The following is a 12,663-nucleotide window of genomic DNA, read 5'->3' on the forward strand; positions in this document are numbered from 1 at the left end:
AGGCCGCTGATGGACACCGCCCTCACGACCTGGCCATGTGGGTACGGCCAGAGGCGGCGGAGAGGCCCCGAACCATCACTCCGGTGGAACGGGGGCTCCGCACGCCGGCGCCGTAACCGGCGTCCCAGATCGCACGATCACGTTGACCCGGTCGGCCAACCCCCGAGGTGCCGGACCTCCCCAAACTCCCCGACGTCCCCGACCTGGCGGTGCAGCCCCCCGCCGACCCGACGGACACGGCAACAGTCCCGGACGCCTCCACCGCCCTACCGTCCCCCTCACTCCCCGTGCCGACGGCAGCGCCCTGCCGTAGCCGCGGACATACGACCGTAAGCCACCCCAAATTCCCCACTCCGAAACTCGCCCGAAAAAAATCCGCCACGCAAGCGACGGACGTCCGCCCCCTCCCCGTAGAGCAGATGTCAGAGCTGCTCCAGGGGCTGAAGGGTGGACCGGATGGGTGTCGAGATCTGTGTGGAAGGGCTGACCAAGTCCTTCGGTCACCAGGTCATCTGGCAGGACGTCTCACTGACGCTGCCCGCCGGGGAGGTCTCGGTCATGCTCGGGCCCTCGGGCACGGGCAAGTCGGTGTTCCTCAAGACGCTCGTCGGACTGCTGAAGCCGGAGCGCGGGTCGATCACGATCCAGGGCCGGGACATCACGCGGCTGCGCGAGCACGACCTGTACGAGGTGCGGAAGCTGTTCGGGGTGCTGTTCCAGGACGGCGCGCTGTTCGGTTCGATGAACCTGTACGACAACATCGCCTTCCCGCTGCGCGAGCACACCCGTAAGTCCGAGAGCGAGATCCGGCGCATCGTGCTGGAGAAGATGGACATGGTCGGGCTGATCGGCGCCGAGGAGAAGCTGCCCGGCGAGATCTCCGGCGGGATGCGGAAGCGGGCGGGGCTCGCCCGGGCGCTCGTGCTCGATCCCGAGATCATCCTCTTCGACGAACCCGACTCGGGCCTCGACCCCGTCCGCGTGGCCTACCTCAACCAGCTCATCGTCGACCTCAACGCCCAGATCGACGCGACCTTCCTGATCGTCACCCACGACATCGCCTCGGCCCGCCAGGTCCCGGACAACATCGGGCTGCTGTTCCGCCGCGAGCTGGTCATGTTCGGGCCACGTGAGGAGCTGCTGACCAGCGACGAGCCTGTCGTACGGCAGTTCCTGAACGGCCGCATGCAGGGGCCGATCGGCATGGCGGAGGAGAAGGACGCCGCCCAGGTCGAGCAGGAGCTCGCCGCCCTCGGCGACGGCGACGGCAAGGGCGCACGGTCTCCCGGCAGCCAGGCTCTGACTCCCCGCCTGCTGCCGGGGCCGGGCATCCCGCGGCCACCGCGCTGGGAGGCCATCGCCCGGCGCGAGGCCGCGCTGCACGAGAAGGCGGTGGCCGGCGCATGAGCCTGTCACCGATCGGAGCGCTGCGGCAGTCGGGGAGCCTGTTCGCGATGGCGCTCGACGTCATCCGGACGATTCCCCGACGGCCGTTCCAGGCAAGGGAGTTCATCCAGCAGGCGTGGTTCGTCGCGAGCGTGACGATCCTGCCGACGGCCCTGGTCTCCATCCCGTTCGGCGCGGTCATCGCGCTGCAGATCGGCAGCCTGACCCGGCAGCTCGGCGCCCAGTCCTTCTCCGGAGCCGCCTCCGTGCTCGCCGTACTGCGCGAGGCCTCGCCGATCGTCACCGCGCTGCTCATCGCGGGCGCCGGCGGCACGGCGATCTGTGCCGACCTCGGGGCGCGGAAGATCCGCGACGAGATCGACGCGATGCAGGTGCTGGGCATCGACCCCATCCACCGCCTCGTCGTACCGCGCGTGCTGGCGTCGATGCTGGTGGCGGTGCTGCTCAACGGCCTGGTGTCGGTGGTCGGCGTGGCGGGCGGCTATTTCTTCAACGTCGTCCTGCAGAACGGCACCCCCGGCGCCTACCTCGCCTCCTTCACCACCCTCGCCCAGCTCTCCGACCTGTGGGCGGCCGAGGTCAAAGCACTCGTCTTCGGCGCGATCTCCGGGATCGTCGCCTCGTACAAGGGACTGACCGCGAAGGGCGGCCCGAAGGGTGTGGGCGACGCGGTGAACCAGTCGGTGGTGATCACCTTCATGTTGCTGTTCGTGACCAACTTCGTGATGACCGCGGTGTACTTCCAGGTCGTCCCGCAGAGGGGTTGAGGGGTTAACCGATGAGACTTCTCGATCGCCCGCTGCGCTCACTGGAAGCGCTGGGCACCCAACTCTCCTTCTACGGCCGCTCGTTGGCCTGGACCGGCCGCACGCTGCGCCGCTACAAGAAGGAGATCCTGCGCCTGCTCGCCGAGGTGAGCTTCGGCCGCGGCGCGCTCGCGGTGGTGGGCGGCACGGTCGGCATCATCGCCTTCCTGTCCTTCTTCACCGGCACGGAGGTCGGCCTCCAGGGCTACGCGGCCCTCAACCAGCTCGGCACCTCCAACTTCGTGGCGTTCCTCTCGGCGTACTTCAACACCCGGGAGATCGCCCCGCTGGTGGCCGGACTCGCGCTGTCCGCGACGGTCGGCGCCGGGTTCACGGCCCAGCTCGGCGCCATGCGGATCAGCGAGGAGACCGACGCCCTCGAAGTCATGGGCGTGCCCTCGCTGCCGTTTCTGGTGACGACGCGGATGATCGCCGGGTTCGTCGCGGTGATCCCGCTGTACGTGATCGGCCTGCTGTCGTCGTACCTCGCCGCCCGCACCATCACCACCGGGTACTACGGCCAGTCGGCCGGCACCTACGACCACTACTTCCAGCAGTACCTGCCCCCGGTCGACGTGCTGTGGTCCTTCGGCAAGGTGCTCGTCTTCGCCGTCCTGATCATCCTCGTCCACTGCTTCTACGGCTACTACGCGAGCGGCGGCCCGGCGGGCGTCGGCGTGGCGGTGGGCCGTGCGGTGCGGACCTCGATCGTGGCGATCAACGTCCTGGACTTCTTCCTGTCGCTCGCGATCTGGGGCGCCAACACGACCGTAAGGATCGCGGGGTGAGCCGCCGAATGAGGGTGCGCCGTATGAGGGTGCTGAGACTGCGGCTGTACGGCGTCGTCTTCATCGCCGTACTCGCGACGCTGCTGTCGCTGTCGGTCGCCGTCTACCGGCAGGCGTTCACGCCGGTCGTGCGGATCACCCTGGAGGCCGACAGCCTCGGCAACCAGCTCGATCCGCGGGCCGACGTCAAGCTGCGCGGGCTGCTGGTCGGCGAGGTGCGCGAGGTGCGGGCGGACGGGACGAAGGCGACGCTGGACATCGCGCTCAAGCCGGAGCACGTCGCGTACATCCCGTCCGACGTGCACGCGCGCCTGCTGCCCAAGACGCTGTTCGGCGAGAAGTACGTCGACCTGGTGCCGCCCACCGGCGCCGGGGCCTCGTCGGCCCGCCCGATCCGCGCCGGCGACGTCATCACCCAGGACCGCACCCGGGTCGGCATCGAGGTGCAGCAGCTGCTGAACGACCTGCTGCCCCTGCTGCGAACCGTCCAGCCCGGCAAGCTCAACGCCACCCTCTCCGCGTTCTCCACCGCCCTCGAGGGCCGCGGCGACCGGATCGGCGACAACCTCACGCGCCTGGAGGCCTACCTGCGCCGCCTCAACCCCCATCTGCCGTCCCTCACCGAGGACATCGCACGCTTCGCCGAGGTCGCCGAGGTCTACGGCGACGCGGCGCCCGACCTGATGGAGATCCTGCGCAACACCGTCACCACGAGCCGCACGATCGTCGACCAGAAGGACCGGCTGGCAGCGGCCCTGAAGACCACAGCCACCGTCGCGGGGACGGCCGAGGACTTCTTCGACACCAACGGCGACCGGCTGATCACCCTCGGCCAGGTCTCCCGCCCGACCCTGGAGCTGTTCGCCCGCTACTCCCCCGAGTACCCGTGCCTGCTGGCCGGCCTGGTCCGGCAGGAGAAGGCCTCGGAGGAGGCGTTCCGGGGCGGCAAGATGCACATCACGCTGGAGGTCGTACGGCCGCAGGGGGCGTACGAACCGGGCGAGGAGCCGCGCTACGGCGAGCGGTCGGGGCCCAACTGCCGTGATCTGCCGCATCCGCCGGTACCGGCACCCGGGGCTCACCTCGACGACGGTTCGAAGTCCGGGGGTTCGTCTGCGGGCGGCCCGCTGGGCGTCTCCGCGACCCGGGCCGAGCAGCGGGCGGTCGGCTCGCTCGTGGCCCCGGTCCTGGGCGTGCCCGCCGACGAGGTGCCGCCGGTGGCGACGCTGCTGTTCGGGCCGCTGGCGCGCGGGACGGCGGTGACCGTCGCATGAGAACCGCAGGCGCACGGCAGACCGTCGCTCCCCTCATCAAGTTCAGCCTCTTCGCGCTGGTGACCATCCTGGCGACGGCTCTGCTCGCCGCCACCATCGTGAACATCTCCTTCACGCCGGACCATCGCTATCGCGCGGTCTTCAGCGACGTGACCGGCCTGGAGGAGGGCGACGACATCCGCGTGGCCGGGGTGCGGGTCGGCGAGGTCGAGGGCATCCGGATCAAGGACCGGACGCTGGCCGAGGTCACCTTCACGGTCGGCCAGGACCGGCCACTGCTCATCGGCACCGGCGCGGTCATCCGGTACCGCAACCTGGTCGGGCAGCGGTACGTCGCGCTGACCGAGGGCACGGGCGACGGAACCCGGCTGCGCCCCGGCGCGACGATCCCGCTCTCCCGCACCCAGCCGGCGTTGGACCTCAACGCCCTGCTGAACGGCTTCAAGCCCCTGTTCGCCGCGCTCAGCCCGAAGGACGTCAACCAGCTCGCCACCGAGATCATCAAGACCCTCCAGGGCGAGGGCGGCACCGTCAACAGCCTGCTCGTGCACACGGCGTCGCTCACCTCGACCCTGGCCGGCCGCGACAAGCTGATCGGCTCGGTGATCGACAACCTCAACACCGTGCTTCAGACGCTGGACAAGCGCGGCACCCGCTTCTCCGGGCTGCTCAAGCAGCTGCGCCGGGTCATCTCGGGACTGTCCGCCGACCGCAAGCCCATCGGCCAGTCGCTGGTCAGCATCGGCGACCTGACGGAGGCCACCTCGGGGCTGCTGAAGGACGCGCGGCCGCCGCTGAAGGACGACATCGCCGAGCTGACCGACCTCACCGGAACCCTGAACGACAACGAGAAAACCGTGGAGGGCGTGCTGAAGCGGCTGCCGAACAAGCTCAACGAGCTGACGGGGACGGCGTCCTACGGCTCGTGGTTCAACTTCTACCTCTGCGACTTCGACGGCCGGATCGTGCTGCCGAAGACGGAGTCGGGGTCCCAGCAGGTCCTGACGCCCGATCTGCATGTGGCGAGGGCGAGGTGCGGGTCATGAGCCGTAAGCATGGTCCGGAGCCGCTGTTCAAGGTCCGGGTGGAGCCGCCGAGGCTGCCGAAGATACGTCTGCCGAAGGTACGGCTCCCGCGCATCCGCCGCCCGCACCTCTCCCCGTTCCGCGAGCGCAACCCCGTCGTCATCGGCGCGGTCGGTCTCACGTTCCTCGCGCTGCTGACGGTGGCCGCCTTCAACGCCGACCGCCTGCCGATCATCGGCGACGGCGATACGTACAGCGCTGCCTTCGCGGAAGCGGGCGGTCTCAAGCCGGGTGACGAGGTGCGGATCGCCGGGGTCAAGGTCGGCAAGGTCGAGGAGGTCGACCTGGACGGCGATCACGTCAAGGTCACCTTCAAGATCAAGGGCGAGCCGGGCTTCGGCACGGAGACCGTCGCGTCGATCCGGGTCAAGACGATCCTCGGCGCGAAGTACATGGCCCTGCACCCGAAGGGACAGGGCCAGTTGGAGCCGGGCAGCGAGATCCCCCTCAAGCGGACTGTCCCCGCGTACGACGTCGTACAGGCCTTCAGCGACCTCACCACCACGACGGAGGAGGTCGACACCGACCGCGTGGCGAAGGCCCTGGACACCCTCTCCACCACCTTCGAGGACTCGCCGGAAGAGGTACGGGCGTCCATCAAGGGCCTGTCGCAGATCTCCCGGACGGTCGCCTCCCGCGACAAGGCGCTGCGCGAGCTGCTCGACCACGCGAACGGCGTCACGGGCGTACTGGCCGACCGCTCAGGGGACTTCACCACGCTGGTCAAGGACGGCGACAAGCTGTTCAAGGAGATCACCAAGCGGCGCGAGGCGATCCACAGACTGCTGAAGAGCTCCGCCGCCCTCGGCATCCAGCTCTCCGGCCTCGTCCAGGACAACGACAAGGAGATCGGGCCCGCGCTCAAGGGCCTGAACAGCGTGGTGCAGATGCTCGAACGGAATCAGTCCAGCCTGGACAGGAGCATCAAGCTCCTCGCTCCCTATACGCGGCTCTTCACCAACACCCTCGGCAACGGCCGCTGGTTCGACTCCTACGTCCAGAACCTGGTCGCCGCTCCGGTGGTACCGCGCACGGGAGGGGCGGCGCAGTGAACATCCCCGTCAGGGTGAGAAAGCGGCTGGCCCTGCTCACCGTACTGATCCTCGTCGCCGCGCTTGCCTACGTCCTGTGGCCGCGCCTCGAGCCGGTCCGTGTCACCGCGTACTTCCCGCGCACCGTCGGCATCTACCCCGGTTCGGACGTCCGCGTCCTCGGCGTCCGCATCGGCGAGGTCAAGGAGATCACGCCGGAGGGCGGCCGGGTGCGGGTGGAGCTGGAGTACGAGGCCGGCCGCAAGGTCCCCGCGGACGCGCAGGCGGCGATCATCAACTCGTCGGTGGTCAGCGACCGTTACGTCCAGCTGCTCCCGGTGTACCGGGGCGACGGCCCGGTGCTGCGGACCGGGGACGAGATCCCCGAGTCGCGTACGGCCGTGCCGGTCGAACTGGACCGTGTCTTCGACAGCCTGCACACCACGGCCGAGGCGCTCGGCCCGGACGGCGCCAACAAGGACGGCGCCCTGTCCCGGCTGCTCGGGGTGAGCGCGGACAACCTGGACGGTCAGGGCAAGAACCTGCACGGGACGGTGGAGGATCTCGCGGCGGCGGTCACCACCCTGTCCGACGGCCGCACGGACCTGTTCGGCACGGTCCGCAACCTCCAGGTCTTCACGGCGGCGCTGGCGGCCGACGACAAGAGCGTGCGGTCGTTCAACAGCAGCCTCGCGAAGGTCGCCGATCAACTGGCGGGCGAGCGCAAGGACTTGGCGGCGGCACTGAAGAACCTCGGGACGGCACTGGGCGACGTGTCCGCCTTCGTGAAGAAGAACAAGAAGTCGCTGACCTCGAACGTGGAGGGTCTCAGCAAGGTGACCAAGGTCCTCGTCACCCAACGGGCGGCGCTGGCGGAGCTGTTGGAGGTGGCCCCGACCGGCATGTCGAACCTCAACAACGCCTACAACCCGTCGGCCGGCACCCTCGACACCCGCAACAACGCCGATCAGGCGCAGGACCCGGCGTCGCTGCTGTGCTCAGTGCTCAGGACGACCGGGGACGAGGGCGGGAAGAACCCCGACTGCAAGGAGTTGCGGGAGCTGTTCGACTCCCTGCCGGAGGTGCCGCAGGGCGGCGCGGCGGTCACGGGCACGGTCGATCGCACGCTCGGCGGAATCCTGGGGGCGAGCGCATGAGGGCCGAGCGCATGAGGGGCGAGCGTATGAGCGGGCTGCTCCGCAAGGGCGGGGTGGCGGCGTGGGCGGCAGTCGGCTCGCTGCTCCTGACCGGCTGTGAGTTCAACGGCTGGTACGACGTCCAACTGCCGGGCGGCGCCGCCTCGGACGGCAACGCGTACCACGTCACCGTCGAGTTCCGTGACGTCCTGGACCTGGTGCCGCAGTCGGCCGTGAAGGTCAACAACGTGACGGTGGGCGCGGTCGAGAAGGTCGAGCTGGACGGCTGGCACGCGCGCGTGCACCTGCGAGTCGCCGACTCGGTGAAACTGCCGGCGAACGCGATCGCCGAGCTGCGTCAGACCAGCATGCTCGGCGAGAAGTACGTGGCCCTGTCGAAGCCGCCGGGTACGGCGCCGGTCGGCCGTCTCGGCGAAGGCGCCGTGATTCCGCTGTCCCGCAGCGGCCGCAACCCGGAGATCGAGGAAGTGCTGTCCGCGCTGTCGGCCCTGCTCAATGGCGGCGGAGTGGCCCAGCTCAAGACGATCACCGTGGAGCTGAACAAGGCGCTGGAGGGGCGGGAGAACCGGGTCAAGTCGCTGTTGAAGGAGCTGGACACGTTCCTGGGCGGCCTGGACAAGCAGAAGCAGGACATCGTCCGGGCGCTGAAGGCCGTGGACCGACTCGCGGGGCGCCTCGGCAAGGAGAAGGAGACCATCGCCGACGCGGTCGACACGATGCCTCCGGCCCTGAAGGTACTGGCCGACCAGCGCCGCGACCTGACGACGATGCTGACGTCCCTGTCCAAGCTCGGCGAAACGGGCACCAAAGTCATCAACGCCTCGCACGACGACACGGTCGCCAACCTCAAGCAGCTGCGCCCGATCCTGCAACAGCTCAACAAGGCGGGTACCGACCTGCCCAACTCCCTTGAACTGATGACTACTTACCCGTTCCCGCGCAACGCGGTGGACGCGATCAAGGGCGACTATGTGAACCTCCACATCACCGCGGACCTCGATCTGGCGGGGATCTACGGCAACTTGACGGAGAAGCCGGGCGGGGACGGCCGGGGCGGCGACGGGGACACCCAGGGCCCCGAGCTTCCCGGGACCCCCGACCTGCCGGACGTACCGGATCTCCCGGAGGTGCCGGGCGTGCCGACACCCACGGCGCTGCCGAACGGCCCGAGCGTGCCGTCCCCTTCGGCCTCGTCCGGGGGCGGCGGTGACCTGCTGTGCCCGCCGGTGTGCACGGCCGGCTATGCGGCTGGGGGCGACTGGCCCGAGGGGATCAACCTCGAACTCGCCGAGCTCATGCTGAAGGGGGTCCAGCCGTGATCACCCGTACGGTCAAGGTCCAGCTGATGGCCTTCGCCACCATGACCGCTGTAGGGGTGTCGTATGTCGGCGCCGAGTACACGGGGCTGGTGGACGAGGTCCTGGACCGCGGCTACACAGTCCGCGCGGACTTCGCCGACTCCGGGGGCATCTTCCCCGGCGCCGAGGTGACGTACCGCGGTGTGCCGGTGGGCAAGGTGGGCGGGCTGCACCTGACGGGCTCCGGGTCGGGGTCCGGGTCCGGGCCCGGCGGAGTTTCGGTCGCCCTGGACATCGAGGACGGGGCGCCGCACATCCCGGCGAACACCGTTGCCGTGGTCGCGAACCGTTCGGCGGTGGGCGAGCAGTACATCGACCTGCAACCCCGCGCGTCCCACGGCCCGTACCTGCTCGAAGGCAGCAGCATCCCGCGCCGGAACACCCGCGTCCCGCTGCCGACGACCGACCTGGTCCTCAGCCTGGACCGACTGGTGAACTCGGTCGGCAAGGACGACCTGCGGATCACCGTCGACGAGCTGGGCGAGGCCTTCGCCGGAACCGGCCCCAACCTGAGCCGCCTGGTGGACTCGGGCAACGAGCTGGTCAAGTCGGCATCGGACGCCCTGCCGGAGACGATCGCGTTGATCGAGGACTCGAGGAAGGTCCTGAAGACGCAGGCGGACCAGGGCTCGTCGATCAAGTCGTTCGCGAGTGATCTCGCAGCGCTCACGGCCCAGTTGAAGGCGAGCGACAGCGACCTGCGCAAGCTGATCGGCAACGCGAGGCCGGCCGCACAGGAGGTCAACTCGCTGCTGAGGTCGGTCGACCCGGAGCTGTCGGTCCTGCTGGCCAACCTGATCAGCGGCGGCCAGGTAACGGTGGCGAGACTGCCCGGCGTGGAGCAGGCGCTGGTCACCTTCCCGGCGATGGTGGCGGGCAGCTACACGGTGCTCCCGGGCGACGGCACCACGCACTTCGGCCTGGTCGTGAACGCCGACGATCCCCCGGCCTGCACCCAGGGCTACGGCACGGCACGCCGCGACCCGGCCGACACGAGCACACGCGAGGCGAACACCGGGGCCCGCTGCACGCTGCCGCGCGGGAGCGAGTCGTCGGTGCGGGGCGCGCAGAACGCCCCGGGTGCGTCGCGCTCGTACGGCGGCGCGAACCAGGCGGCGTACGTCACCCCGTACGACCCGGAGTCCGGCACCACCACCGGCCCGGACGGAAGGAACGTCGAGATCGGCTCGACGGGCGGCCAGCGGGCCGTGTTCGGAAAGGAGTCGTGGCAATGGCTGCTCGTTGGCCCGATGGCATGAGACTGATGCGGTCCAGGGCGATGCGGGCGGGACTCGTCGTGGCGACAGTCCTCACCACCGCACTCAGCATCTGGCTGGCCCTCGGCCTCCACGCCCAGCGCGAGGCGGACCAGCGCCGCCAGGACATCCTGTCCGCGGCCCGCCAGTCGGCACTGAACTTCACCTCCCTCGACTACCGGCACTACAGCCGCGACAGCGCGAACGTCCTGGCAGGCGCCACCGGCGACTTCAAGAAGCAGTTCGCTGCACAGACGGCCCAGTTGACGGAGCTGGTGGCCCAGAACAAGTCGGTCTCGGAAGGCCAGGTCCTGGAGGCCGGCATCGTCCGCTCGGGCGAGGACTCGGCCCGCGTGCTGGTGGTCGCCGACAGCAAGGTGACCAACACGGCGGTGCCCCAGGGCGAGGCACGCACCTACCGGCTCCAGCTGGACCTGGTGCAGCGGGACGGCCGCTGGCTGACGTCGGACGTCGAGTTCGTCGGCTGACGGACGGCACGAGTGAGGAGTACGACCATGACGAAGACGACCACCGGCCGCGCCCCCGTTTCCACCACCCGGCGCAGCATGACCGCGGCAGCCCGCGCAGCGGCCAAGCGAGCGGAGCGCGGCCACCGCGAGCAGGACCCGGAATCCACCGTCGCCGGGCGCACCGTACTCATCGACGCCCCGAAGAACGGCTGGGAGGACCCGCCCGAGCCGTCCCTGGAGTCGTTCGAGGAGGACGCGCCTCCGGAGAACGGGGGCCGGCCCCGTGTACGCCGACTGCTCATCGCGGTCCTCGGCCTCCTGCTCGTGGCCGGCCTGGTCGCCGTCGCCGTACTGGGTTGGCAGTACCAGGACGGACGTCAGGCGGAGAGCGCACGGGCCGAGGCGGTCGCGGCCGCCCGCACGGCGGCGCCGGCCGTCCTGTCGTACGACTACCGCCACCTGGACCAGGACTTCGCCCGCGCCCGCACCCACCTGACCGGCGACTTCCGCGACGAGTACGAGAAGACCACGAAGACGGTGGTCGGCCCGACGGCCACGAAGTACCGGGGCGTGGTGAAGGCAACGATCGCCGCCCCCGCCTCCGGCGGATCCCCGGCGGCTTCCGTCGTCTCGGCCTCCCCGGACGAGGTCGTGGTCCTGCTCTTCGTCAACCAGGTCACGGAGAGCACGCAGGTGTCAGGGTCCCGCGTGGACCTGAACCGGGTGCGGATGACGCTGACGCGGACGGACGACGGCTGGAAGGTGAGCGCGGTGGACGCACTCTGACGGCCATAGCGGATCCCGCCCGATCCCGGCGAATCCCGGCGAATCCCGGCGAATCCCGGCAGATCGTCAGTACCGGATCTCGATGACGCGCCCTTCCGCATCCATCTCAGGGAGCTCCGGAATCCGGCCCGCGACACCTAGCGCGATCCGGTGTGCCGACCAAGCCGCCGCAGCGGCGTCGAGTACGTCGTCCACGGCAATGCGATCCGCTTCGCCGAGCTCGTCCGGCAGCACGAGCCCGGCTGCAGCCAGCAGCCGGCGGCGCAGGTTCTGGCCACGCCAGGTCTTCTTGGGGTAGTCCAGCGGCACACCGCCGGCGAGCGCGCTGAAGGACACCTCGGGATGCACCTCGTGGATCCGGTGGTCGGCGAGCCAACACGCCCGAGCCTCCAGAAGCTTCGGAGCCAGCGCCCACGCCTGTCGGCTCAGCCGGCCGCCGGCGAGCTCATGGCATCGCTCCGAGGCCGCCACGTAGTCCGGCTCCAGCCACGCCGGCCGCGGTGCCATGAGGAAAACACTGCTGCGCCGCACCCGTAGCAGCACCCTCGCCTCGAGATCCGCGGCCCGCCAGCCCTTCTCGACCAGGCCCAGCGGCATGTCCACCGCGATCGCCTCCACCCCGGCGGCACGCTCGACCAACGCATCGAGCCGGACGTCGACCAGGCTGCCCGCGTACGCGCCGTCCGTGAGCCTGATCCCTGCCCACCCCTGCTTGCCACAGGCATCGATCCCCAGGACATCCATGCCGCCTCGCCTCTCACGCAAGATCGGAGTGGAAGCTCATCGTAAGCAGAGGCGGCCATGTCGTCACCGGCCGCAGGCCGTCCCAACAGACCGTCAGGAACTCGGCTTGTCAGCCGAGGCAGATTCCTTACCGGACTCGGCGGGTTGCTGCGTGAAGACCACGAGATGCCAGGTGCCCTTCTCCCGCGTCACGGTGAAGGTGTCCCGCATGGCCTTTCCTGCCTTGTCCTCGGCCATGAGGCGGGCCGAGCCGGTGTCCGGGCCCATGTCGTGCTCGACCTGCACGTCCTTGATCTTCCACCCCCGCCCGCCCCGGTCCGCGAGGATCTGCTCGGCCTCGTCCCTGGACCACTGCTCGTCCTTCACGCCCCCGACTTCGATCAGCCCAGCCGGATGCGACGGCCAGAGCGGCCGGCACAGCCAGAAGTTGTCGACGCTCCACAGCGCACTCCTATACGTCAGGTAGGGCGTGCCCCGGTACTTCTTCGTGACGATCATCGT

13 protein-coding genes are annotated in these 12,663 nt (G+C 69.6%); 11 read left to right on the top strand and 2 right to left on the bottom strand.

Going from position 1 to position 12,663, the window contains the following annotated elements; genetic code table 11:
- The first annotated feature begins 456 nt into the window (after positions 1-456).
- The 11 genes from ADL12_RS34915 to ADL12_RS34965 are packed head-to-tail and all read left to right on the top strand — an operon-like array spanning position 457 to position 11,418.
- Complete coding sequence (locus ADL12_RS34915) at positions 457-1,407, top strand: ABC transporter ATP-binding protein (RefSeq protein ID WP_062709870.1); 951 nt, start codon at positions 457-459, stop codon at positions 1,405-1,407.
- The gene (locus ADL12_RS34920; RefSeq protein WP_062709872.1) at positions 1,404-2,174 is read left to right on the top strand and encodes an MlaE family ABC transporter permease; all 771 of its coding nucleotides are present in this window, start codon (positions 1,404-1,406) and stop codon (positions 2,172-2,174) included. Before ADL12_RS34915 ends, ADL12_RS34920 begins: the two co-directional genes overlap by 4 nt.
- 11 nt (positions 2,175-2,185) lie before the next feature.
- Positions 2,186-3,001, top strand: coding sequence for an MlaE family ABC transporter permease (locus ADL12_RS34925; RefSeq protein WP_062709873.1), 816 nt, complete (start codon positions 2,186-2,188; stop codon positions 2,999-3,001).
- 23 nt (positions 3,002-3,024) lie between these two features.
- Entirely contained in the window at positions 3,025-4,275 is a 1,251-nt protein-coding gene (locus ADL12_RS34930) for an MCE family protein (protein WP_062709876.1), read from the top strand.
- Positions 4,272-5,321 carry an MCE family protein gene (locus tag ADL12_RS34935; protein WP_062709879.1) on the top strand — a complete coding sequence of 350 codons (1,050 nt, stop codon included), beginning with the start codon at positions 4,272-4,274 and terminating at the stop codon, positions 5,319-5,321. Before ADL12_RS34930 ends, ADL12_RS34935 begins: the two co-directional genes overlap by 4 nt.
- The gene (locus ADL12_RS34940; RefSeq protein WP_244188157.1) at positions 5,318-6,412 is read left to right on the top strand and encodes an MCE family protein; all 1,095 of its coding nucleotides are present in this window, start codon (positions 5,318-5,320) and stop codon (positions 6,410-6,412) included. The genes ADL12_RS34935 and ADL12_RS34940 overlap by 4 nt, the downstream gene beginning before the upstream one ends.
- 26 nt (positions 6,413-6,438) lie before the next feature.
- Positions 6,439-7,548, top strand: coding sequence for an MCE family protein (locus ADL12_RS34945; protein WP_062709940.1), 1,110 nt, complete (start codon positions 6,439-6,441; stop codon positions 7,546-7,548).
- 26 nt (positions 7,549-7,574) lie between these two features.
- Positions 7,575-8,867 carry an MCE family protein gene (locus tag ADL12_RS34950; protein ID WP_062709882.1) on the top strand — a complete coding sequence of 431 codons (1,293 nt, stop codon included), beginning with the start codon at positions 7,575-7,577 and terminating at the stop codon, positions 8,865-8,867.
- Entirely contained in the window at positions 8,864-10,165 is a 1,302-nt protein-coding gene (locus ADL12_RS34955) for an MCE family protein (RefSeq protein ID WP_062709885.1), read from the top strand. Before ADL12_RS34950 ends, ADL12_RS34955 begins: the two co-directional genes overlap by 4 nt.
- A 5-nt stretch (positions 10,166-10,170) precedes the next feature.
- Positions 10,171-10,650, top strand: coding sequence for a hypothetical protein (locus tag ADL12_RS34960; RefSeq protein WP_244188158.1), 480 nt, complete (start codon positions 10,171-10,173; stop codon positions 10,648-10,650).
- A gap of 27 nt (positions 10,651-10,677) precedes the next feature.
- Positions 10,678-11,418, top strand: coding sequence for a hypothetical protein (locus ADL12_RS34965; protein WP_062709891.1), 741 nt, complete (start codon positions 10,678-10,680; stop codon positions 11,416-11,418).
- 66 nt (positions 11,419-11,484) lie between these two features.
- Here the strand turns inward: ADL12_RS34965 and ADL12_RS34970 are convergent, their stop codons facing one another.
- Both ADL12_RS34970 and ADL12_RS34975 read right to left on the bottom strand, forming a co-directional pair.
- Positions 11,485-12,183, bottom strand: coding sequence for a DUF429 domain-containing protein (locus tag ADL12_RS34970; protein ID WP_244188159.1), 699 nt, complete (start codon positions 12,181-12,183; stop codon positions 11,485-11,487).
- 72 nt (positions 12,184-12,255) lie between these two features.
- The gene (locus tag ADL12_RS34975) at positions 12,256-12,660 is read right to left on the bottom strand and encodes a hypothetical protein (protein ID WP_062709897.1); all 405 of its coding nucleotides are present in this window, start codon (positions 12,658-12,660) and stop codon (positions 12,256-12,258) included.
- Between the last annotated feature and the right edge of the window lie 3 nt (positions 12,661-12,663).

This window comes from Streptomyces regalis (assembly GCF_001509475.1).
GTDB classification, from domain to species: Bacteria; Actinomycetota; Actinomycetes; order Streptomycetales; family Streptomycetaceae; genus Streptomyces; species Streptomyces regalis.

Bases quoted from the DNA above. Each gene is read 5' to 3' on its own strand.
- ADL12_RS34940 (WP_244188157.1), top strand. From the start codon at position 5,318: ATGAGCCGTAAGCATGGTCCGGAGCCGCTGTTCAAGGTCCGGGTGGAG.
- ADL12_RS34975 (WP_062709897.1), bottom strand. From the start codon at position 12,660: ATGATCGTCACGAAGAAGTACCGGGGCACGCCCTACCTGACGTATAGG.
- ADL12_RS34915 (WP_062709870.1), top strand. From the start codon at position 457: ATGGGTGTCGAGATCTGTGTGGAAGGGCTGACCAAGTCCTTCGGTCAC.
- ADL12_RS34960 (WP_244188158.1), top strand. From the start codon at position 10,171: ATGCGGTCCAGGGCGATGCGGGCGGGACTCGTCGTGGCGACAGTCCTC.
- ADL12_RS34950 (WP_062709882.1), top strand. From the start codon at position 7,575: ATGAGCGGGCTGCTCCGCAAGGGCGGGGTGGCGGCGTGGGCGGCAGTC.
- ADL12_RS34965 (WP_062709891.1), top strand. From the start codon at position 10,678: ATGACGAAGACGACCACCGGCCGCGCCCCCGTTTCCACCACCCGGCGC.
- ADL12_RS34930 (WP_062709876.1), top strand. From the start codon at position 3,025: ATGAGGGTGCTGAGACTGCGGCTGTACGGCGTCGTCTTCATCGCCGTA.
- ADL12_RS34925 (WP_062709873.1), top strand. From the start codon at position 2,186: ATGAGACTTCTCGATCGCCCGCTGCGCTCACTGGAAGCGCTGGGCACC.
- ADL12_RS34935 (WP_062709879.1), top strand. From the start codon at position 4,272: ATGAGAACCGCAGGCGCACGGCAGACCGTCGCTCCCCTCATCAAGTTC.
- ADL12_RS34920 (WP_062709872.1), top strand. From the start codon at position 1,404: ATGAGCCTGTCACCGATCGGAGCGCTGCGGCAGTCGGGGAGCCTGTTC.